Origin of the sequence: Billgrantia antri (assembly GCF_019430905.1) — a bacterium.
GTDB lineage: Bacteria > Pseudomonadota > Gammaproteobacteria > Pseudomonadales > Halomonadaceae > Halomonas > Halomonas antri.
Map to the genome: position 1 here is coordinate 19,779 of NZ_JAHYCA010000004.1, position 20,756 is coordinate 40,534.

General features: G+C 61.4%; 20 protein-coding genes. 11 read left to right on the forward strand and 9 right to left on the reverse strand.

The features are described from left to right. The 4 genes from KPL81_RS11550 to gloB all read right to left on the reverse strand — a co-directional run bounded on the left by KPL81_RS11550 (window position 1) and on the right by gloB (window position 5,031). Complete coding sequence (locus KPL81_RS11550; protein WP_219792249.1) at window positions 1–1,074, reverse strand: microcin C ABC transporter permease YejB; 1,074 nt, start codon at window positions 1,072–1,074, stop codon at window positions 1–3. Between the two features lie 26 nt (window positions 1,075–1,100). After that, on the reverse strand, window positions 1,101–2,936 hold the full coding sequence (locus KPL81_RS11555; protein WP_219792251.1) for an extracellular solute-binding protein: 1,836 nt from the start codon (window positions 2,934–2,936) through the stop codon (window positions 1,101–1,103). 112 nt (window positions 2,937–3,048) lie between these two features. Continuing rightward, on the reverse strand, window positions 3,049–4,209 hold the full coding sequence (locus tag KPL81_RS11560; RefSeq protein ID WP_219792253.1) for a transglycosylase SLT domain-containing protein: 1,161 nt from the start codon (window positions 4,207–4,209) through the stop codon (window positions 3,049–3,051). Between the two features lie 54 nt (window positions 4,210–4,263). Beyond that, window positions 4,264–5,031: a hydroxyacylglutathione hydrolase gene (gloB, locus tag KPL81_RS11565; RefSeq protein WP_219792255.1), complete on the reverse strand. Its 768-nt coding sequence runs from the start codon at window positions 5,029–5,031 to the stop codon at window positions 4,264–4,266. Window positions 5,032–5,205: 174 nt separating this feature from the next. Here gloB and KPL81_RS11570 point away from each other — a divergent pair, with 174 nt between their 5' ends. Genes KPL81_RS11570 through nudC form a run of 4 tightly spaced genes read left to right on the forward strand, consistent with a single transcriptional unit; the run spans window position 5,206 to window position 8,018 of the window. Further along, window positions 5,206–5,997: a class I SAM-dependent methyltransferase gene (locus KPL81_RS11570; RefSeq protein ID WP_219792257.1), complete on the forward strand. Its 792-nt coding sequence runs from the start codon at window positions 5,206–5,208 to the stop codon at window positions 5,995–5,997. Then, on the forward strand, window positions 5,978–6,478 hold the full coding sequence (gene rnhA / locus KPL81_RS11575) for a ribonuclease HI (protein ID WP_240549248.1): 501 nt from the start codon (window positions 5,978–5,980) through the stop codon (window positions 6,476–6,478). The genes KPL81_RS11570 and rnhA overlap by 20 nt, the downstream gene beginning before the upstream one ends. A 3-nt stretch (window positions 6,479–6,481) precedes the next feature. Then, entirely contained in the window at window positions 6,482–7,246 is a 765-nt protein-coding gene (gene dnaQ, locus KPL81_RS11580; protein WP_219792261.1) for a DNA polymerase III subunit epsilon, read from the forward strand. Then, entirely contained in the window at window positions 7,233–8,018 is a 786-nt protein-coding gene (gene nudC / locus KPL81_RS11585) for an NAD(+) diphosphatase (protein WP_219792263.1), read from the forward strand. The genes dnaQ and nudC overlap by 14 nt, the downstream gene beginning before the upstream one ends. 54 nt (window positions 8,019–8,072) lie before the next feature. Here the strand turns inward: nudC and KPL81_RS11590 are convergent, their stop codons facing one another. Then, entirely contained in the window at window positions 8,073–8,384 is a 312-nt protein-coding gene (locus KPL81_RS11590; protein WP_209478385.1) for an SCP2 sterol-binding domain-containing protein, read from the reverse strand. A 145-nt stretch (window positions 8,385–8,529) separates the two neighbouring features. Between KPL81_RS11590 and sohB the strand changes: the two genes are divergently transcribed. Next, window positions 8,530–9,570 carry a protease SohB gene (sohB, locus tag KPL81_RS11595; protein ID WP_219792265.1) on the forward strand — a complete coding sequence of 347 codons (1,041 nt, stop codon included), beginning with the start codon at window positions 8,530–8,532 and terminating at the stop codon, window positions 9,568–9,570. Between the two features lie 18 nt (window positions 9,571–9,588). Here the strand turns inward: sohB and KPL81_RS11600 are convergent, their stop codons facing one another. Continuing rightward, window positions 9,589–9,909: an ArsR/SmtB family transcription factor gene (locus KPL81_RS11600; protein WP_209478381.1), complete on the reverse strand. Its 321-nt coding sequence runs from the start codon at window positions 9,907–9,909 to the stop codon at window positions 9,589–9,591. 368 nt (window positions 9,910–10,277) lie between these two features. Here KPL81_RS11600 and KPL81_RS11605 point away from each other — a divergent pair, with 368 nt between their 5' ends. The 3 genes from KPL81_RS11605 to KPL81_RS11615 all read left to right on the forward strand — a co-directional run bounded on the left by KPL81_RS11605 (window position 10,278) and on the right by KPL81_RS11615 (window position 13,888). After that, entirely contained in the window at window positions 10,278–12,188 is a 1,911-nt protein-coding gene (locus KPL81_RS11605) for a propionyl-CoA synthetase (protein WP_219792267.1), read from the forward strand. A 202-nt stretch (window positions 12,189–12,390) separates the two neighbouring features. After that, window positions 12,391–13,062: a 7-cyano-7-deazaguanine/7-aminomethyl-7-deazaguanine transporter gene (locus KPL81_RS11610; RefSeq protein ID WP_219792269.1), complete on the forward strand. Its 672-nt coding sequence runs from the start codon at window positions 12,391–12,393 to the stop codon at window positions 13,060–13,062. 43 nt (window positions 13,063–13,105) lie between these two features. Next, window positions 13,106–13,888: an alpha/beta fold hydrolase gene (locus KPL81_RS11615; protein ID WP_219792271.1), complete on the forward strand. Its 783-nt coding sequence runs from the start codon at window positions 13,106–13,108 to the stop codon at window positions 13,886–13,888. 6 nt (window positions 13,889–13,894) lie between these two features. Here KPL81_RS11615 and KPL81_RS11620 read toward each other — a convergent pair whose 3' ends face one another. Beyond that, window positions 13,895–15,160, reverse strand: coding sequence for an ABC transporter substrate-binding protein (locus KPL81_RS11620; protein ID WP_219792272.1), 1,266 nt, complete (start codon window positions 15,158–15,160; stop codon window positions 13,895–13,897). A 141-nt stretch (window positions 15,161–15,301) separates the two neighbouring features. Here KPL81_RS11620 and KPL81_RS11625 point away from each other — a divergent pair, with 141 nt between their 5' ends. Further along, a complete protein-coding gene (locus KPL81_RS11625; protein WP_219792274.1) occupies window positions 15,302–17,008 on the forward strand; it encodes a potassium/proton antiporter in 1,707 nt (568 codons plus the stop codon). Window positions 17,009–17,117: 109 nt separating this feature from the next. Here KPL81_RS11625 and KPL81_RS11630 read toward each other — a convergent pair whose 3' ends face one another. After that, complete coding sequence (locus KPL81_RS11630) at window positions 17,118–17,300, reverse strand: hypothetical protein (protein WP_219792276.1); 183 nt, start codon at window positions 17,298–17,300, stop codon at window positions 17,118–17,120. A 66-nt stretch (window positions 17,301–17,366) separates the two neighbouring features. On the opposite strand from KPL81_RS11630, the gene KPL81_RS11635 reads away from it, so the two are divergent. Beyond that, entirely contained in the window at window positions 17,367–17,627 is a 261-nt protein-coding gene (locus KPL81_RS11635; protein ID WP_219792278.1) for a hypothetical protein, read from the forward strand. Between the two features lie 61 nt (window positions 17,628–17,688). Here KPL81_RS11635 and nhaD read toward each other — a convergent pair whose 3' ends face one another. After that, window positions 17,689–19,173: a sodium:proton antiporter NhaD gene (nhaD, locus tag KPL81_RS11640; protein WP_219792280.1), complete on the reverse strand. Its 1,485-nt coding sequence runs from the start codon at window positions 19,171–19,173 to the stop codon at window positions 17,689–17,691. A gap of 290 nt (window positions 19,174–19,463) precedes the next feature. Here nhaD and KPL81_RS11645 point away from each other — a divergent pair, with 290 nt between their 5' ends. Then, window positions 19,464–20,747 carry a DUF6538 domain-containing protein gene (locus KPL81_RS11645; RefSeq protein ID WP_219792282.1) on the forward strand — a complete coding sequence of 428 codons (1,284 nt, stop codon included), beginning with the start codon at window positions 19,464–19,466 and terminating at the stop codon, window positions 20,745–20,747. The last annotated feature ends 9 nt before the right edge of the window (window positions 20,748–20,756 follow it).

Here is a 20,756-nt window from a genome sequence, read left to right on the forward strand (position 1 = left end):
TCAGGACTCCCGTGTCTCGAAATCGATGCGCGGATCCACCCATACGTAAGTAAGGTCGGACACCAGTTTTAGGATCAACCCGATCAGGGTGTAGAGGAACAGCGTCCCGAAGATCACCGGATAGTCACGCTGCATCACGGCTTCGAAGCCGAGCAGTCCGAGTCCTTCCAGTGAGAAGATGACTTCGATGAGCAGCGACCCGGTGAAGAAGATGGTCACCAGGGCGCCAGGCAGTCCGGCGATGATGATCAACATGGCGTTGCGGAATACGTGACCGTACAGGGTACGGCTGTCGCTTGCGCCCTTGGCGCGTGCCGTCAGGACGTACTGCTTGTGGATCTCGTCGAGAAAGCTGTTCTTGGTCAGCATGGTCAGGGTGGCGAAGCTGCCGATGGTCATGGCCGTAACCGGCAGAGTGATGTGCCAGAAGTAGTCCTTGATCTTGCCCCAGAGGGAGAGTTCATCGAAATCAGGTGAGGTAAGGCCGCGCAGCGGAAACAGATCCCAATAGCTACCGCCGGCGAATAGCACGATCAGCAGGATGGCGAAGAGAAAGCCCGGAATGGCATAGCCCACGATCACCAACCCTGACGACCAGACGTCGAAGCGTGAGCCGTGATGCAGCGCCTTGCGGATCCCCAGCGGTATCGAAATGAGATAGACCAGCAGTGTGGTCCAGAGCCCCAACGAGACCGAGACCGGCAGTCGCTCGATCATCAGTTCGACGACGGGGCGATCGCGGAAGAAGCTGTTGCCGAAGTCGAAGGTTGCGTAATCACGCATCATGCCGAAGAAGCGTTCGTGGGCGGGCTTGTCGAAGCCGAACTGCTGCTCGAGCTGCTCGATGAAGCGCGGGTCGATGCCACGGGCACCGCGCGACTCGTCGCGAACCACCACGTCGCCTCCGCCGGCGTCGAGGCGTGTGCTGGCCATGCTGTCCACGCCTTCGAAGCGAGCGAGCATCTGATCGATTGGCCCGCCCGGCGCGGCTTGGACGATGATGAAGTTCAGCAGCATGATACCCACCAGCGTGGGTATCATCAGCAGCAAACGGCGCAGGATATAGCGGCTCACGTCAGGTCATCCTCATGGGCATCGGCCTAGCGGCGGCGCAGGCGCTGGTTGATCTCGGCTTCGCGCTCGGCATCGACCCACCAGGCGGCGAGGTCGAGCCCATATTCGGGGAAAGGCTGCGGGTATCCGAATTTGTCCCAAACGGCGATCCGTGTCTCGCCGGAGTGGTACTGGGGAATGGTAATGAAACTCCAGCGCAGCACTCGATCCAGTGCGCGAGCCACGGTGTTGAGTTCCTGGCGGCTGTCGGCACGAATCAGTTGCTCAACCAGTGCATCCACGACCGAATTTTCCAGCCCCATCAGGTTGCGACTCTGGGGGCTGTTGGCAAACTCACTGGTCCAGTATTCGCGCTGTTCGTTTCCCGGATTGTTCGACTGCGGAAACTGGCCGACGATGATGTCGAAATCGAATCCCCTCAGCCGGTTGAGGTACTGGTTGATGTCGACGATGCGCAGGGTACCGCGAATGCCCAGGCGCGACATATTGCGCAGCATCGGCTGCACCACGCGCTCCATGCCGCTGTCGTAAAGCATCACCTCGACGGTAAGCGGGCGGCCGCTCCCGGCGTCGACCAAGGTATCGTCGCGCACTTCATAACCGGCGTCGATCAGCAGGTCATAGGCAAGTCGCAGCCGCTCGCGAAGGTCCTCGGGATGGTCGATGGGCAGTGGCTCGGTGAAGACCCGCTCCGGTAACTCGTCGCGAAAGGGCTCGAGCAGCTCAAGTTCCGCGTCGCTCGGTAACCCCTCGGCAGCCATGTCCGAGTTCTGGAAATAGCTCTCGGTGCGTTTGTAGGTACCGTAGAAGATGTTGGCGTTGAGCCAGGGAAAGTCGAAGGTGAGATTGAGCGCTTCGCGCACGCGCGGATCCTGGAACTTGTCACGCCGCAGGTTGAACACGAAGGCCTGCATCCGGGACGGTTGGCCGTCGGGAACGGTGATGCGTTCGATCAGACCCTCGTGATAGGCCGGAAAATCGTAGCCGATGGCCCAGGTGGCGGCCCGTGCATCGATACGGTAGTCCAGCACCCCGGCCTTGAACGCTTCCCAGGCGATGTCACGGTCCCGATAGTAATCGTAGATAAGGCGGTCGATATTGTGCCGGCCCACATTGACGGGTAAATCGCGCCCCCAGTAGTCGTCCACACGCTCGTAGACGATGCGGCGCCCGGGGTCTACCTCGGCGATTCGATAGGGGCCGGAGCCGGGGTGTCGGGCCAGCGTAGGGCTGGAAAAGTCACGCTCCTCCCAGTAGTGCTTGGGCAGGACCGGCAGCTGGCCCACGATCAGCGGTAACTCGCGGGAGTGGTTGGCGGCAAACTCGAACCGCACGGTATGACGGTCGAGCGCTTCGACGCTCTCCACGTCGGCGTAATAGCCGCGATAGAAGGGATTGCCCTCGTCCAGAAGCAGATGGAAGCTGTAGACCACGTCTTCGGCGGTGACGGGTTCGCCGTCATGGAAGCGCGCCTCGGGGTGCAGGTCGAACTCGATCCAGTAGCGATCCGGGTCCAGACGAATCCCTTCGGCCAACAGCCCGTAGACACTGAACGGCTCATCCCGATTTTCCACCAGCAGGGTGTCGTAGATGTCACCGATGCCGATCGCCGGCGTGCCGCGAATGATGAAGGGGTTGGTCGAGTCGAAGCTACTGCCCACCGCGGCTTGGGTCATGCTGCCGCCTTTGGGGGCATCGGGGAAGACGTAGGGAAAGTGGCTGAAGTCGGCAGGGAGGGCCGGCTCGTCGTAAAGTGCCAGGCCATGTACCGTAGGGACTTCCTTGGCTTCGGTGGCGAACGACGATGCCCCCCAGCCAAGCACGAGACATAAGACGAGAGTGGTACGCAAGACGAACCGCATCAATGACATCCCTGGTGGAGGCTGGCCCGGCATTCCGGGCGTTACCGCCATAAGGTGTCAGGCCATCCGGCGCTTGTAAACCTCGATGTGCGACGGATGGACGTCCTCACGTTCAGCGTGCCGCCAGGCTGCGATGGGGAATGTCGAGCTGCTGGCCGGCGTGGATGACGTCACCGTCCAGGCCATTATGGCGGCGCAATTCGGCCACACTGATGCCATGGCGGTTGGCAATGGCCGAGAGGCTGTCGCCACGCTGGACGAGGTACTGCGCGCCATCCCGGGGAGCCGGGCGGGATGACGGCGAACTGAGTTCGGCCAGTATCGCCTGCTCCTGCTCAATGGGCACCAGTACCACGTCGACCGTGGCGGGGTTGGCACTGCCATGGGTCAGCGCGGGATTGAGCGCTGCCAGTTCCGACTGATTCACGCCAGCAACATTGGCCAACTGCGATAGGCTGATGGGTGCCGTGATCGGCACCTTGGCGAAAGCCGGGGCGTCGTCGATCTCGGGCAGCGTGACGCCATGGGCTTCGGGATCGTCAATGATCGCGGCAATGGCGTTGAGCTTGGGCAGATAGTTCATCGTCTCGCCAGGCAACTGCAGGTGCCAGTAATCGCTGGGTTCACCCCTTGCCGCCGCGGCGTGCCGTGCCCGGTTGACGGTGCCGGCGCCGGCATTGTAGGCCGCCAGCGAGAGTTCGATGTCGCCCTCGTACCATTGTTCGGCCTGCAGCTCGATGTAGTCCAGCGCCGCTTGGGTCGAGGCGATAACGTCGAGCCGAGCGTCGTAACCATGGTGGCGAGGAAGCCCCAGGGCATCGGCAGTACCGGGCATGAACTGCCACAGGCCGGCGGCACCGCGATGGCTGCGGGCCAGCGGGTCGTAGGAACTTTCCACGAACGGGATCAGGCCGATCTCGCCGGGCAGCCCGCGTCGTTCTACCTGCTCGGTTATCCACGCCATCCACGGCCGGGCACGCTCGATGATCTCGACGATATTGCCTGGGTTGGCACGATAATGATCGATCCACTCCTGTACACGGGCAACATGGCGGCGATCATGCCATTCCAGGTTGTCACGCAACCGCTCCCAGACGTCACCGGGAAGGGGTTTGAGGTTCAGATCATCCCAGAAATGGTGCGTCGGTTGAGTCGGCGTAGCGCCGGGATGAGGACTCGCCAGTAGCGTCGGGCTAGTTGCCGATAGCGCTCCGATCAAAGCGATACCACCGGCAAGGGTCAAGGTCCACTGCCGCGTCGTTCGGTAGGTCATGCGTTCTCCTTCAAGGCACGTGCGGTGCACGCACCTCATGGGATGCGTCGATTTTCAGAAACTGTCTTTCCAGGCACGCAGGGTGGTGAAAGTGGCCTGGTCGGTATCGGTATCGCCGTGCCGTGCCGCCGTGGCGCGCACATCGGGTTCACCACAGCGCAAGAACGGGTTGATGCGCTTCTCCCGGGCCAAATGGCTCGGCAGGGTGGGGCGGTCGAGATCTCGGGCACGCTGGGCTTCGACAATGGCATCGGCAACGTCCCGGTTGTGCGGGTCGGCCGCCTGGGCAAACCGGAGGTTGGCCAGGGTATATTCGTGCGCAGCGAATACCAGTGTGTCGTCAGGCAGTGCAGCCAGTATCTGCAGGGAACGGTACATCTGCTCTGGGCTGCCTTCGAACAGGCGACCGCAGCCGGCAGCGAACAAGGTGTCGCCGCAGAACAGCAGCGGTGGGATGCCGGCGGTGAAGAAGGCGATATGATCTAGGGTGTGGCCCGGTACTTCATGGACATCGAAGCGTCGTCCCATGACCCGGCAGGTATCGCCTTTCCCGACACGTTCCGTCAGGCCGTCGATGGCGCTGTTGTCGGGGCCGATCACTCGCGGCGAATAACGATCGATGAGCTGCGGCAGGCCACCGACATGATCGGGATGATGATGGGTAACGAGAATGGTGCCGAGAGTGAGACCTTCTTGCTCGAGAATACGTACGACCGGCTCTGCATCGCCAGGATCCACGACACAGACTTCGGGGCTCGTATCCTGGCGCATGAGCCAGATATAGTTGTCGCTTAAAGCGGGAATCGGTGTCACGCTCAGCATAGGCAGTCTGTCCTTCGTCGCGTCGTCAACCGAAGTGAGTGGCGGTCGTTGGCCCGTTCCTCGCACCCGGCGGCACGGCCGCATCAGCGTGAGCGTTCGCTCGACGAGGGCCGTGCACGGCAAAGATGCCGGAAATGCCTGCAAAACCGGTGATCATGGAGGTATTGGTCAGCAATGTCAAACTCGCATGAAGCGTTCGCCCTGGCACGGCTGTATCGGGAAGGGAGCCGTTACTGGACCAGCGAGGACGGCCAGGCGCACTGGCGGGCCGAGCGGGCCTGCCTGGGACCGATCTGCGAAAGCCTGCATGGTGGCCACAGCCTTGAGCTGGGCATGGGGCCTTCGCTTACCGACATGTCGCCCATTCGCCACAATGTACGTTGGGCACCGACGGCGGAACTGGCTGAAGGCACCTCTACTCTGGTGTGTCCGCTGGATGCCCTCGCGCTGCCCGATGAGTGTTTCCATCTGGTCCTGGTTCACCATCTGCTGGAAGTCGTCGACGAACCCCATCGCTTGCTCCAGGAAGCTGCCCGCATCACCGCAGACGATGGCTGCCTGGTCGTGCTCGGCTGGATGCCGCTAGGGTTGGGCGGTCTGGCTCGTCTCACACCGGCACGCCGCAACCGCCTGCCCTGGCGTGGGCACTGGCGTACGCCGTCCAAGCTGAGTGATTGGCTTGCGTTTGTCGACTTCCGCGTCGAGCGGGTAGACTACTGCGGTTTTCACCTGCCCGGCAGCCCGCCCAGCAACGCCACCCTGGAAACGCTGGGGCGCCGCCATAATGTGCCGCTGGGCGACAGTTTCATCATTCATGCCCGTCGTCGAAACCGACTCGCACAGAGCCAGCGTCCCAGCTTGAGGCTTCAAGGCACCTTGGGCGGTGGGGCGCTGGGTCATGCCACGCGCATCGGCGCTGCCGCACCGGAACCGAGCAGAAGGACAGCTGAAGTTGAGTGCCACTGACAAGCCCTTACCCAAGGTCATCATTCATACCGATGGTGCCTGTCGCGGCAATCCCGGCCCGGGGGGCTGGGGAGCCGTGCTGAACAGCGGCAGACACGAGAAGACCCTGAACGGCTTCGAGGCCTCAACCACCAACAACCGCATGGAGCTGATGGCCGCGATCATGGCGCTGAGAGCGCTCAAGCAAGCCTGCGACGTCGAGCTGTGGACCGACTCCGAGTACCTGCGCCGCGGCATCACCGAATGGATTCACGGCTGGATGAAGCGCAACTGGAAGACGGCCAGCAGACAACCGGTCAAAAACGCCGAGCTGTGGCGGGAGCTGCTTGAGGAAACGCATCGCCATCGAATTCAATGGCACTGGGTCAAGGGCCACAGCGGTCATCCCGGCAACGAGCGAGCCGACGCGCTGGCCAACGCCGCTATCGACGCCAACTGGAGCCGCGGCGCAACGTCCACCACCCCCCAACCCGAGTCCTAGACCATGCGTCAGATCGTTCTGGATACCGAAACCACCGGCATCGACCCGCGCGAAGGCCACCGTCTGATCGAGATCGGCGCCGTGGAGCTCGTCAACCGACGCCTGACGGGCAATACCTACCATCAGTACATCAATCCGCAGCGAGTGGTCGAGGCAGAGGCCATCGATGTGCATGGCATTACCAACGAGTTTCTCGTCGACAAGCCGGTCTTCGCCGAAGTCGCCGATGCCTTCTGGGCGTTCATTCGCGGCGCGGAGCTGGTGATCCATAACGCTGCCTTCGACGTCGGCTTCATCGATCACGAATTCACGCTGCTGCTGGGCTCGCGTGGCGAGCCGCGCCTGGGGCCGGTAGCGGAGCACTGCCGCATCCTCGACACGCTGCAGTTGGCCCGTGAGCGGCATCCCGGTCAGCGCAACAACCTCGACGCGCTGTGCAAGCGGTACGAGATAGACAACGGCCATCGCGTACTTCATGGCGCCTTGCTCGATGCCGAGATTCTGGCGGAAGTCTATCTGGCCATGACCGGCGGGCAGACGGCGCTATCGCTGGATGCCGAAGAACGGAGCGACAGCCAGGCCATGGCCAGCGGCCTGGCGATCCGGCGCATGGAGCTTCCCGCCGGCGGCCTTCGCGTGCTGCGCCCAGGCGATGAGGAACTTGCAGCGCACCAGGCCAAGCTCGAGCAGATTCGTCAGGCAGCGGGCAGCTGTCAGTGGGATGCGCTGATGGACCCGCCTCAGGGGAATCGCGATGCTGCGCCGTGAACTGCCGCTAGACGTTACCGGCGGCAGAATCATCCGGGTCGCTTCCGGGCGCATTGCCCCAGGCCCGGACGATACGCCCCTCCAGCAGGCACAGCCTTGGCCAGAGAGCGTACAACCATTGGCCTACTGGCACGACGAGCCGATCGCTCTGTCGGTGGAGGAGCATGGCGGAGAAAGCTGGCTTGATGGCCGCCAATGGCTCACCCGACTCCCCGAGTCCTGGTTTCCGTTGATCGCCACGGCCTTGCAGGTCGCCGCCTGGCTTCGCGATCACCGTTTCTGCGGCCGCTGCGGGGCGCCCGCCGCCCGGCTAGACGCCGAGTTTGCCATGCACTGCCACCAGTGCGGACACCGCAACTACCCGCGCATTTCGCCGTGCATCATCACTCTGGTAACCCACGGCGATGCCATGCTGCTGGCTCGCAGCCCACGCTTCCCACCGGGGCGCTACTCCACCCTGGCGGGCTTCATCGAGCCGGGGGAATCGGCCGAGGAGGCCGTCCATCGTGAGATCCATGAGGAGGTAGGCGTCAGTGTGGGACGAATACGGTACTACCGCAGCCAAGCCTGGCCTTTCCCGCATGCGTTGATGTTGGGATTCTTTGCCGAAGCGGCCAGCCGTCGCATTCGGATCGATGGCATAGAGATCGCCGACGCGGCTTGGTTCCACCCCAAGCGGCTACCGCAGTTGCCGCCGCCGTATTCGATATCCCGCGCGTTGATCGAAACCCATCTGGCCGAGGTGGCCGACGGCATCGTCCAGCGAAGCTGACGAAATGCAACGGGCCGCCAATTGGCGACCCGTTGTGCAAGGCAGGCTCGGTGATCAGCGATTCGGGAACAGGCTGGTCAGCTTGGTGGCCAGCATCACGTTGCCCGTTGCCTTGAGCTTGCCGGTCATGAACGCCGTCATGCCGTTGACCTCGCCGGTCATGATGCCCTTCAGAGTCTCGCTGCTCATGGAGAGCGATACCGAGGGATCGTCATGCTCGCCTTCCTCGATCGACAGGGTGCCATCCTTGACCACCAGGTAGTGACTGCCGTTGTCACTGAAATGGAACTGGAAGACATCGTCCATGCCCTTGGCAGCCTGTGGGTCGAAGCGCTCTTGCAGTTTATCTAGTGTCGAGGTGGACATGGGAATCTTTCCTTCATGGGAATCGAGAGGTTAGGGGAACCCGAGTGACAGAGGTTATTTCAAACAGTTGTTTCAATCAAGCCCGTTGCCAGCGCCTCCGTGCGACGTCACGATTGGGCTATCAATGCGAAAATGGAGTGGCGTCGTGAATGAATGGCTGATGGACATGGGGCGATTCGTCGTACAGATGTCGGTATTGACCCTGCTGGTCGTGGTAGCGGTCGTGGTGGTCGCTCGCATCCGGAACGAGGCAGGAGAGCGCGTCCGCCTGCGCGTCGATGAGCTCAACGATCGCCTCGAATACCGGCGTCGACGCCTGGCGCTGGCCGCCACTGAGCCGAACGCCCGCAAGCGTCTGGCCAAGGCCTTTCGTCGCGACGACAAGAGCCGTTCCCGTGCGAGCCACAAGCAGGCCGGCGAAACTCGCAGCACGGTATGGGTATTGGATTTCCACGGTGACCTCAAGGCCACGGCAGTGGGTCGCTTCGCCGAGGAGATTTCTGCGGTCACGTCGGCGGCAAGCGAAGGGGATGAAGTCGTGATCCGCCTGGAATCGGCGGGAGGCCTGGTACATGCCTACGGCCTGGCGGCCGCTCAGGTCGACCGGCTGCGCGAGGCGGGGCTCAACACCACGGTATGCGTGGACAAGGTGGCGGCCAGCGGGGGCTATCTCATGGCATGTGCGGCAGATCAGCTGCGTGTCGCTCCGTTTGCCGTCCTGGGCTCTATCGGCGTCGTGGCCCAGTTACCCAACGTACACCGGCTACTCAAGCGCCATGATGTCGACGTCGAGCTGCTCACGGCCGGCGAGTACAAGCGAACGCTGACCGTTTTCGGGGAGAATACCGAAGAAGGGCGGGAGAAGTTTCAATCGGATCTCGAGCATATTCACGAGCTGTTCAAGCAACACGTGGTCGAGCGTCGCCCGAGGCTGGATATCGAATCAGTGGCAACGGGAGAGGTGTGGTATGGGCGCGACGCGCTCGAGAAGGGGCTGGCGGATGTCTTGGGTACCAGCGAGGCCTATCTCGTGGAGCGGATGAAGGAAGCACGCGTCGTCAGCCTGCGTCTGGAAGCTCGACAGCCGCTGGGAAAACGACTCGGCATGGCTGTCCGGGAAGGCGTTGAGGGCGGCATCGAACGGCTCGTGGAGCGACTCGATGCGAGCCGCTGGGAAAAGCGCTGAGCCGTCCTGACGGGGTCATCAAGCTTCCTGTAGCTTGACGAGGGCGCCGATCATCTCGCGAGCCTGCTTTCCCTGCAGCGAGTAGTAAATGGTCTGCGACGCTCGGCGCGTCGACACCAGACCCTCGCGTCTCAGAATGGCCAAATGCTGTGACAACGCCGACTGACTCAACGCCAGGCGCTGGTTGAGCTCGGTCACCGAAAGCTCGGAGCCATCCAACAGGCACAAGATGCGCAGCCGGTTGTCGTTCGCCAGCGCCTTGAGTAGGGCGGTGGCCTGGTCGATGGCTGGATTGCCGGCCTGGAGAAGGCGGGATGCAGCGCTGTGCGAGGTGCTCATGATGATCTCCCCGTGTTGCTGCCCGGGCCATGTCCTGGCTCGGGTCAGGCGGCTTCGGGCGGCTACCCGGCCCACGACAGAGAGCGCAATCCACCTGTCGCAGACATTGCGATCCGGCAGTGCCCAAGTTTGGTCATGGCATTGCTGATTTAGTCATCATTGATAGTGACTCCGCGACTGTCAAACGAAGAATCAACCTAGTCGGCACGCATTTCTTGAATTCTTTGCTCATTGTCAACAATAAAGAGGGATGCTGAAGCTTTAACACCTGATTTTGAGCAAATTAGCCGATGGTATGAAGGAAATTTCGCCAGAAACCTCTAGAGTGTCAACAATCTCAGTGCCACGCGATGTCGGACAGGACGCTCATGACAACCTACAAAGCCGAATTCCAACGCTCCATCGATCAGCCGGAAGCCTTCTGGGCCGACCAGGCGCAGCGGATCCCATGGTTTACCCCCCCTCGTACCATTCTCGAATACGACGACCAGGGCCATGCTCGCTGGTTCGTGGACGGCGAGATGAATATCTGTCACGCCGCACTGGACCATCATGTGGCGCAGGGGCGCGGTGACCAGCCTGCCATCTACTGGGACTCACCGGTCACCGGTGGCAAGCGTACCCTGACCTATGCCGAGATGCGCGATGAAGTGGCGCTGTTCGCCGGTGCGCTGAAGGCGCTTGGCGTCAGCAAGGGCGACCGGGTCGTCATCTATATGCCCATGGTGCCCGAGGCGCTGGTGGCCATGTACGCCTGCGCTCGCCTGGGCGCGGTGCACTCCGTGGTGTTCGGCGGCTTCGCCCCGCACGAGCTCGCCGTCCGCATCGACGATGCCCAGCCAAAGGTGGTGGTGGCAGCCTCCTGCGGCATCGAGGTCGAGCGAGTGGTTCCCTACCAGCCGAACATCGAGGCAGCCATCGAGCACAGTGAGCACAAGCCCGACGCCTGCGTCTATCTGCAGCGCGAGCAGCAGCGCGCCAAACTCGGCCCGCACGACCATGACTGGGCGGAACTGATGCAAAAAGCAACGCCGGCCGATTGTGTGCCGGTCAAGGGTAGTGATCCGCTCTATGTGCTCTATACCTCGGGCACCACGGGCAAGCCCAAGGGCGTCGTTCGTGATACGGCAGGCTACGCTGTGGCGTTGCACTACTCGATGGAGACCATCTACGACGTGGCACCAGGAGATGTGTTCTTCTCCGCCTCGGATGTCGGCTGGGTGGTGGGGCATTCCTACATCGTCTACGCCCCACTGTTGCGCGGGTGCACTACGGTCGTCTACGAAGGCAAGCCGGTAAAGACCCCCGATGCAGGTGCTTTCTGGCGCCTGATCAGCCAGTACCGGGTCAAGAGCTTCTTTACCGCTCCCACGGCTTTCCGGGCAATCAAGAAAGAGGACCCCGACGGCACATTGCTGCAGCAGTACGACATCTCATGCCTGAGAGCGCTCTACCTCGCTGGCGAGCGCCTCGACCCGCCGACGTTCCACTGGCTCGACGACTTGCTCGAGGTGCCTGTGATCGACCACTGGTGGCAGACCGAGACCGGCTGGCCGATCGCCGCCAATCTGCACGGCCTGGAGCCGATGCCTACCAAGGCCGGCAGCGCCACCGTGCCCGTACCGGGTTTTCATGTACAGATCCTGAATCGCGACGGCGAGCAGGCCCGGCCGATGGAGCAGGGCAGCGTGGTCATTCAGCAGCCCATGCCGCCTGGCTGCCTGGTAGGCATATGGGGCGACCCGAAGCGCTTTCACAGTGCCTACATGGCGGCATTTCCCGGCTACTACCTGACCGGCGACGGTGGTTACTTCGATGAGGAGGGTTACCTGTTCATCATGGGCCGCACCGACGACGTCATCAACGTGGCTGGGCACCGACTCTCGACCGGAGAGATGGAAGAAGTGGTTGGAGCGCACAAGGCGGTAGCGGAGTGTGCCGTGATCGGCATCCACGATGCTCTCAAGGGCCAGATTCCTGTCGGCCTGGTGATACCCAAGGACGGTTTCGACGGCGACGAGGTCGCGCTCGAGAACGAGCTGATCGCCCTGGTGCGCGAGAGAATCGGCCCGGTCGCCTGCTTCAAGCAGGTCCTGGTGGTCAACCGACTGCCCAAGACTCGCTCGGGCAAGATTCTGCGCAAACTACTGCGTAACATCGCCGACGGCAAGGAGTACGGAGTACCTTCTACCATCGATGATCCCGCCAGCCTGGAAGACGTGCACGAGGCCATGAAGGCGCGTGACGTTGGCGCTGCGCACGAAGCTCGCCAGGTCTGACCTGCCTGCACAGCAAGCCCATTGCGTCGCCTTAGGGCGGCGCAATGGCTATTGGCCATCGCTCCCGGATTGGCCGGCGCCACTTCGCCACGTATAATCCGCACCTTACTCCGGCAACCGATTCCGTTGGTTGCCGGCGAGGGTTCCCTCACCCCTCGTCCGTAGACACGGCCATGCCATGGCCGCCAAAAAGGATTCACTCATGTTCCTGTTGTCGCAAGCGCAGCAACGCCGCTGCCTGCTGTTGCTGGTGTCGTTCCATATTCTGGTGATCGCAGCCAGCAACTATCTGGTGCAGCTACCCTTCACGCTGTTCGGATTTCATACCACCTGGGGCGCATTCAGCTTTCCCTTCATCTTCCTTGCCACCGATCTCACTGTAAGGCTGTTCGGCAAGGAGCCGGCCCGGGCCATCATCATGCGAGTCATGCTGCCTGCGCTGTTCATCTCCTATGCCGTCTCGGTCATCTTCCCCCAAGGAAGCTTTGCTGGATTGGCGGCGCTGGGGGAGTGGAATCTGTTCGTCGCGCGCATCGCAATGGCGAGCTTCATGGCCTATGTGCTGGGCCAATTACTCGACGTTCAGGTCTTCGATCGTCTGCGTACCCTGCGCGCCTGGTGGATAGCACCGGCAGTCTCCACCGTGCTGGGCAACCTGGCCGACACGGCGGCATTCTTTTTCATCGCGTTCCACCACAGCCCCGATCCTTTCATGGCGGCGCACTGGGTCGAAATCGCGGCGGTCGACTACGTGATCAAGCTCGGCATCAGCCTGCTGTTCTTCCTGCCCTTGTATGGCCTGCTACTGGCCTGGCTGAGTCGTAGACTGGTGTCATTTACCGGGCAGCAAGACCTTGCCCCGCAGCATCTCTGAGCGCCAGCCCCATGAATCGTCAAGCCAACCACGCGGAGGAGTGATGAGCGTCGAACTCAACTACCACGACACTGGCGGAGAGGGCACGCCTCTCGTCGTCGTCCACGGCTTGCTGGGCAGCGCCGACAACTGGCGTTCACACGTCAAGCAGTGGCAGGCCCGGCGACGGGTCGTGGCGGTCGATCTGCGCAACCACGGCCGCTCGCCGCACGCCGAGGGCATGAGCTATCGCGAGATGGCGGCCGACCTGCTGGCCCTGATGGATCGTCTGGCCATCGACAAGGCGCACCTGCTTGGCCATTCGATGGGGGGCAAAGTCGTTATTAGCTTGGCGCGCTTGTCACCGCAGCGCGTGGCCTCGCTGATCGTGGCAGACATTGCACCGCAAGCTTACGGGCACGGCCACGACGCCATTTTCGCCGGGCTCAGGCACCTGCAGCGCGGCAACCCGGCGAACCGGCGGGAAGCCGACGAGTTGCTGGCCGAGCATGTCGAGGAGCGACCCGTCCGGCTGTTTCTGGCCACCAACCTGGAGCGGGCAGAGAGCGGCGGGCTGGCACTGAGAATCGGCCTGGACCAGATCGAAGCCGGCTACCCGGACATCATGCAGGCGCCCGCCGGAGAGTCCGCCTTCGATGGGCCGGTGCTGGTTCTGCGAGGAGGTAAGTCACACTACGTGCCGGACTCGGCACTGGCCAACCTGCGTGACGTGCTGCCCAACTCGCGGCTGGTGACCCTCGAAGAAGCCGGCCACTGGTTGCACGCCGACCAGCCCGAGGCGTTTCAAGCAGCGGTCGAGGAATTTCTGGATTCGCTGGAAGCTTGACGAACCTCAAGGAGCCGAAGTGCCAAGGTCGATGGCGAGCCGCTCCAGCGGCGTCACCGTCTCGACGACGCCCGCCTCGTGGAGGAACTGCTCGAAACGCATGTAGCGTCTGTGGTCCACGGCCCCCGGCTGCAGGGCAAGACGAGGATAGATGTCTGCCCAGGCGTCCTGCCCGGCCTGACCGGCGAGTGCGGGCTCGGCTTTCTCCAGCAGCGCCCAAGCCTCTTCGGGATGGTTGACGATCCACAGTGCGGCCTCGTCGAGTGCCGATACCAGGCGGCGCACGGCATCACGCTTGCCATTGAGCTGGTCACGGTTGGCCATCAGTATCAAGCCATCGTGGGCAGGCAGCCCATAGGCCTCGCTCGGTAGCGTCCGCGTCATTATGCCTTCATCGGCCAATTGGCGGGGCAGCAGGTAGCGATGGTGCATCATCAGCCCATCGACTCGCTGCTCACGCATGGCTTCGATCACGGAATAACCAAGCTCCTCGAGCCCTACCAGCTCGAGACCCTTGGCCATGCCCAGCAGCTCGGACAGCATAAAGGCCAGCACCACGTCGCGCCCATCACTGTCAGTCACTCCGATGCTCAGCCCCTCAAGCGAAAAATCATTGCCGATACTCTCGCTAGCACCGCGCAACACCAGCCCGGAAACGGGAGCTGCGACCAGCGTCGCGACGCGCACTACAGGCATCTGCCTGTCGACCAGGAGGTGCAACTGGGGCTGACGTCCTAGCGCCAGGTCGGTGCGTCCGGCCGCCAGCAGCTTGGCCGGAACACTGGGATCCGCCGGCACGACCAGCGTCACCTCGAGCCCACGGCGCGCAAACATGCCTTTCTCACGCGCCACGAGCAGGGCGGCATGCTGAGGATTGAGATACCAGTCGAGAGTGATGGAGAGGTGAGTGGTGGGCGGTGGCACGATGGGGTCGGCGGGTTCGCTGACCACGGCGGGAACTTCCAGCGCCGGCTCGCCCTCATGTTCCCGCTCACCGGGATGCTCGATTGGCAGCAGCCGTTCGAGGACCCCCGGGCCCTCGACCGCCGGAGGTACCTCGACCACGGCCGAGGCTTCACTCGACGCCAGGGTCTCGGTGTCCAGCAGTGGGGCAGGCACCTTGACGACGCTATCGAGATGAAGCGGCGGAGCGGGAAGCGGCACGGGATCCCGGTCAGGGTCGGCCATGAGCGGGAGAGTAAGCGGCAGCACCAGCATTGCGATCGTTCCAGCCAGGGCGCGAACCATGCAGCTTCGATGGGACTTGGCCATGGATGGCGATCTCCAGGCAATACGTAAGCATCGGTAAGCAGCTAGTTTATCGTTGTCGCGCCTGCCATGGCTAGCCGAGGCGTCGCCTGCTTCCACTTGGGCACACGTGGCATAATGTGGTATCCCAGCTCGAGGTCATGCATGGACACCATCAATACTCTTTTCCTGCTCTCCGGTTTCTTGATAGCCCTAAGCGTCGTGGCCAGCCGCATCTCTTCCATGGTGGGGCTACCACTTCTGCTGATTTTCCTGGGGCTGGGAATGCTGGCAGGCGAGCAGGGGATCCTCGGCATCCAGTTCGATGACTACTCACTGGCATTTCTGATCGGCCATCTCGCGCTGGCGATGATCCTGCTCGACGGGGGGCTACGCACACGCCTCAAGACCTTTCGCGTCGGATTCAAGCCCGCCCTGTCGTTAGCCACACTTGGCGTTTTCGTCACCAGCGGCCTGGTGGGGGTGTTTGCCATGTGGGTCTTCGAGCTGACGCTGGCTCAGGGTCTGTTGGTGGGAGCCATCGTCGGTTCGACGGATGCGGCAGCGGTATTCTCGATGCTTAGTGGACGTGGCGTTCACCTCAACGAACGCGTAAGCGCCACGCTCGAGATCGAGTCCGGCACCAACGATCCCATGGCCATCTTTCTGACCCTGCTACTGGTCGAGCTGCTGGTAGGTGACATCCGCGGTCCACTCGAGACCGTGTGGTTCATGGTGCTGCAGTTCGGCCTTGCCACGCTGATCGGTCTGGGCGGTGGCTGGCTAAGTGCCAAGCTGCTGCGCTGGCTAGACCTCGCCCCGGGCCTGTACTCGCTGCTGGCCCTGGGCCTGGGCTTCTCTGTCTTCGGCGCGACCAGCTTTCTTGGCGGGAGTGGTTTCCTGGCGATATACCTGACCGGGCTGATGATCGGCAACCAGCCCGGCCGACATCTCAACTTCATCCTTCCGGTGCATGACGGTTTGGCGTGGCTGAGCCAGATCGGACTTTTCCTGATCTTGGGCCTGCTGGTCAATCCTTCCGGGCTGCTCGAGTTTGCCTTGCCGGCCTCGCTAGTGGCACTGGCCCTGATCTTCATTGCCCGACCACTGGCCGTGCTGCTCACGGTAAAACCCTTCTTTCGCTTTCGTTGGCGCGAGATCGGTTTCATCTCATGGGTAGGGCTGCGCGGAGCAGTCCCGATCGTGCTCGCCATCTTCCCCGTCATCGGCGGGGTGGAAAATGCTGCCCTCTACTTCAACGTTGCCTTCGCCGTGGTGCTGCTGTCGCTGCTGATCCAGGGCGGCACCTTGCCCTTGATGGCGCGCTGGACGAAGGTGGAAGTCCCTCTCGGCGTGACACCGGACCACCGCGGCCCGTTGGGAATCCTGCCCGAGAACGACTATGAGTTGTTCGTTTACAGGGTGGACAATCAGGATCTCGACGATGTCCCCATTCGCTTACTGCGCTTTCCTTCAGGCGCGGTGATATCGGCGCTTTTCCGCCAGCATGCCATGCTGCATCCCAAGGGCAGCACCCGACTCAAGGCCGGCGATGTCATTTGCGTCATTGGGCGCAGCGAGGACTTGCCCGCTCTCAACCGGCTCTTCAGCGGCGATGCCAAGCTCAAGCGCGAACGAGCCTTCTTCGGTACCTTCACCTTCGACGGCGATGCGCTGATGCAGGACATCGCCGGGGTCTACGGGCTTACACTGAGCCCGGGGGAGAGTGCCATGACCCTTGCCGAGTTCGTATCGCTGCGAGTGGGCGGCCACCCCGTAGTGGGGGACGACGTCGACTGGCATGGCATCCATTGGGTCATCAGCGAAATGGACGGCAATCGCGTCACCCGGGTCGGCTTGCGCCTCTATTGACTGTTCGCCACCAGGCAACCTGGCGGATACCGTGATCGTCTTGCCGCAGGCAGTGCGCGTTGTCGACCGCCTCGCTTGCCGCTCTCATCGAGAGCGACTATCTTCGAGGTCAAAATGAGGTGTACTTAATTTCCGCAAGGAGAGCGGCATATTCAAGTTTCTGGCAAGTACCGTCGGTATCATTTTCCTCATCGGGCTCGCCGTGGTCATCGGCTTGTTGATGCTCATCTTCTGATCGCCACTCGTTGCCTGGGCAGCCCCGCTGCTCAAGGCTCGATACGTACTGCTGCATCGCAAGACACGGTCGCCTTTCGCTAGTATGTCAGTATGCCGGCAACGACGATGAGTGGAGCTTGCGATGTTGTTAACACCTCGACAGTGGCTCGTTCTACTGGCGGGTCATGTCATCGGCACATTTCTCTTCGTGATACTGGGCTGGCCGCCCGATGCCAACCACGACCTCTTCCTGGCTTTTGGAGGCATGCTGGTACCGACTCTGTTGGCCTTCGTTGGCGCGTTACTGGGGCGCATACATAGCCGGCAAGGCGCAAGCATCGGGATGATCGTCGGCTATGTGCTCTTCTTCGCCCCGGCCAGCGTGATGATGCTGGGCAACTGAGCCGGAAACAACGACGCCCGGCCGAAGCCGGGCGCATGGGTTGTGATGAGCAGTCGGTTATTCAGCCGTGGATGGCGAAACTGCCTGCATTTAGCCAGAGATGGGCAGCGACACTGGCAGCGTAGCCCAGCGCAATGACCGGCGCCCAACGCAGGTGTCCCAGGAAGGTGTAATTGCCGCGCGCCTGACCCATCAGTGCCACACCGGCAGCGGAACCGATCGACAGCAGGCTGCCGCCGACCCCAGCGGTCAGGGTAATCAGCAGCCAATGACCGTGAGACATTTCAGGCTCCATGGTCAACACCGCGAACATCACCGGGATGTTATCGATCACGGCGGAAACCACTCCCAGTACGATGTTGGCCCAAGTGGCATCCCAGCCGCTGTAAAGCACCTCGGAAAGCAGACCGAGGTACCCCAAGAAGCCCAGGCCGCCCACCGACAGGACCACGCCGTAGAAGAAGAGCAGGGTATCCCACTCGGCGCGAGCCACGCGATTGAAGACGTCGAACGGCACCACACTGCCCAGTTGACGCAACTTGCGCTCGTCACCGCGCTGCGTATAGCGGATGCGCTTTTTCTCGAGCGAGCGGGGCAAGGTCATACGCAGGAAGTAACCGAAGAACTGCAGGTAGCCCAGGCCGGTCATCATGCCCAGTACCGGTGGCAAGTGCAGCAGGGTATGACAGGCCACCGCCGTCGCCACGGTGAAAAGAAAAAGCGCAATGATGCGACGCGCGCCCCGCTTGAGCCAGACGTCCTCGTAGACTTCTTCCGGCTTGCGGTTGTTGATGAAGAAGCTCATCACCACGGCCGGAATGAGGAAATTGACCAGTGACGGCACCAACAGATCAAAGAATTCGTAGAACTGCACGATACCCGCCTGCCAGACCATCAGCGTGGTGATGTCGCCAAAGGGGCTGAAGGCACCGCCAGCGTTGGCCGCTACTACGATATTGATGCAACAGAGGTTGATGAAGCGCTTGTCGCCCTCGGCCACTTTCGTGACCACCGCACACATCAGCATGGCCGTGGTCAGGTTATCGGCAATCGGGGAAATCACGAAGGCCAGGCCGCCGGTCAGCCAGAACAGTTGCTTGTAGCTGAACCCTTTGCGAGTCATCCAGGAGCGCAGCGCATCGAACACGCGACGCTCGTCCATGGCGTTGATGTAGGTCATCGCCACCAGCAGGAACAGCATCAGTTCGGTGAACTCGAGCAACACCTCGCGGAACGCATGTTCGGCCTCGTTGGGCATGCCAGACTGTACATAGACCCAGCCGATCATGCCCCAGATCAGTCCCGCCGCCACGAGCACCGGCTTGGACTTGCGCATGTGAATCTTCTCTTCGGCCATTACCAGCGCATAGGCAAGGACGAAGATAATGACCGCGGCAAAGCCTACCGCCGAACCGGTCAACGGCATGCTGCCGGTGACCGCCAAAGCGGCAGGACTGAACAGCAGGATGGCAAAAGCCAGCAATAGGATGCTCGGCCAACGGAATAAATTCCGTAGCCTGGTTTGTTTACAGCAACCAGTTGGCATGGGTGGTGTTCCTGTTGGTTAATTTTCAGGGAGAGGTGAAGAAAGCGCCTGAATTTTACCATGCCCTGTTGCGGTGCAACAGTTATCCGGAAGGAGTAGAGGCGACTGGGAGGTAGACATTAGTCAATAAAAAACCCCTGACATCGCAGGGGTTTTCAGAATAAAGAGTGGCGGAGGGACAGGGACAATCCGCCCACTGCCCCCAAGCGATTGTTTTCTCTTCACTTCAGTAGCTTACGCGCTCGCCATGTGGTAAATAGGTGTGGTAAGCAGACCATCTGAGTCATACCATGAGCCACCTTGAAAAACGTGCCAATCGCTGGTACGCAGTCCTGACCATTCCAGAGGATGTCCGCCACCAGTTCGGCGGTAAGCTCCGCTTCGTGAAAAGCACCGGCACGACTGACAAGCGGGCCGCTCAGGTCAGAGCCTTTGCGCTGGTAGCCGAGTGGAAGGCTGAGATCGAGAGCGCACGGGGAAATGTAGAACCCAACTCAATCCTTGAGCTGGCCTCAGCCGTCCGTGCAGAGCTGGACCTCTTCAAACGTCGCGGCGACAGCGAGCAGCATGAGGCCGTTTCCTTTGCCGTTTCCTCAATGGCTGAGAAGCTTGCAGACCAAGGAAGGGCTACAGAGGCTCATCGCCTGACACATGTGGCGTTTGGTGCGGAGACGCTCATCAAGCCTGAGCTGGAGGAATGGAAGAGCAGTCTCCACCTCAAGGAGAAGACTACCGAGCAGATGGAGAAGGACGCCAACCTGATGGCCGAGTTCTTCGAGGTGGTCGAAGCAGTCACGCCTGAGAAGGTCAGGGCTTGGGCCAAACTGCTCATGGAGGCGAAGGAGGAAGGCGGGTACGGCTATGGCACATCATCGGTGAAGCGCACCTTTACAGCGTCTCGTAGCGTCTGGAGACACCTTCAGGAGAGAGGGCTGGCACCTGCTGAGTCCGAGCCTTTCAAGCTACCTTCTTTCGTACAGCGACAGAACAAGAGCGGTAGCGTCAGCAAGCGTTCCAACCGGAGCTGGCACCCGTTCAAGCCCGCTGAGGTCGTCATGTTCTATAGTGAAGCTCTAGCTAATGGTGATACAAAACTTGCTGACCTGATCAAGCTGGGCATGTACACAGGAGCGAGGATCGAGGAACTTTGTTCACTGGAGGTGGAAGAGTGCTCAACTGCTTCTTTGATGATCAATGATAGCAAAACTCCTTCTGGAATCAGGGAGGTGCCCGTCCATCCTGAGATTACTGGTTTGGTTGGGGAGTTGCTCGCCTCTTCATCCGATGGTTACTTACTTTCAGGGCTAACCTTCAACAAGTATGGTGACCGCTCTAACGCTATAGGCAAGAGATTCGGACGGATGAAAACCAAGCATGGCTTCGGCCCCCTGCATGTCTTTCACTCGATAAGAAAAACTGTGGTCACTTTGCTGGAAGATGCCGGTGTCTCTGAGAACATGGCGGCTGACATCGTTGGGCACGAAAAGCCACGAATTACCTATGGGCTGTACTCAGGTGGTCACTCTCTGCGAAGTAAGATGGAAGCCATCAAGCTCCTGCAATATCCAAAATAGGAATAATGC

Excerpts from the sequence above, each read along its gene's own strand:
- KPL81_RS11555 (WP_219792251.1), bottom strand. The coding sequence starts at position 2,936 with ATGCGGTTCGTCTTGCGTACCACTCTCGTCTTATGTCTCGTGCTTGGC.
- KPL81_RS11560 (WP_219792253.1), bottom strand. The coding sequence starts at position 4,209 with ATGACCTACCGAACGACGCGGCAGTGGACCTTGACCCTTGCCGGTGGT.
- gloB (WP_219792255.1), bottom strand. The coding sequence starts at position 5,031 with ATGCTGAGCGTGACACCGATTCCCGCTTTAAGCGACAACTATATCTGG.
- KPL81_RS11570 (WP_219792257.1), top strand. The coding sequence starts at position 5,206 with ATGTCAAACTCGCATGAAGCGTTCGCCCTGGCACGGCTGTATCGGGAA.
- dnaQ (WP_219792261.1), top strand. The coding sequence starts at position 6,482 with ATGCGTCAGATCGTTCTGGATACCGAAACCACCGGCATCGACCCGCGC.
- nudC (WP_219792263.1), top strand. The coding sequence starts at position 7,233 with ATGCTGCGCCGTGAACTGCCGCTAGACGTTACCGGCGGCAGAATCATC.
- KPL81_RS11590 (WP_209478385.1), bottom strand. The coding sequence starts at position 8,384 with ATGTCCACCTCGACACTAGATAAACTGCAAGAGCGCTTCGACCCACAG.
- KPL81_RS11600 (WP_209478381.1), bottom strand. The coding sequence starts at position 9,909 with ATGAGCACCTCGCACAGCGCTGCATCCCGCCTTCTCCAGGCCGGCAAT.
- KPL81_RS11605 (WP_219792267.1), top strand. The coding sequence starts at position 10,278 with ATGACAACCTACAAAGCCGAATTCCAACGCTCCATCGATCAGCCGGAA.
- KPL81_RS11610 (WP_219792269.1), top strand. The coding sequence starts at position 12,391 with ATGTTCCTGTTGTCGCAAGCGCAGCAACGCCGCTGCCTGCTGTTGCTG.
- KPL81_RS11615 (WP_219792271.1), top strand. The coding sequence starts at position 13,106 with ATGAGCGTCGAACTCAACTACCACGACACTGGCGGAGAGGGCACGCCT.
- KPL81_RS11620 (WP_219792272.1), bottom strand. The coding sequence starts at position 15,160 with ATGGCCAAGTCCCATCGAAGCTGCATGGTTCGCGCCCTGGCTGGAACG.
- KPL81_RS11625 (WP_219792274.1), top strand. The coding sequence starts at position 15,302 with ATGGACACCATCAATACTCTTTTCCTGCTCTCCGGTTTCTTGATAGCC.
- KPL81_RS11630 (WP_219792276.1), bottom strand. The coding sequence starts at position 17,300 with ATGCAGCAGTACGTATCGAGCCTTGAGCAGCGGGGCTGCCCAGGCAAC.
- KPL81_RS11635 (WP_219792278.1), top strand. The coding sequence starts at position 17,367 with ATGTTGTTAACACCTCGACAGTGGCTCGTTCTACTGGCGGGTCATGTC.
- nhaD (WP_219792280.1), bottom strand. The coding sequence starts at position 19,173 with ATGCCAACTGGTTGCTGTAAACAAACCAGGCTACGGAATTTATTCCGT.
- KPL81_RS11645 (WP_219792282.1), top strand. The coding sequence starts at position 19,464 with ATGAGCCACCTTGAAAAACGTGCCAATCGCTGGTACGCAGTCCTGACC.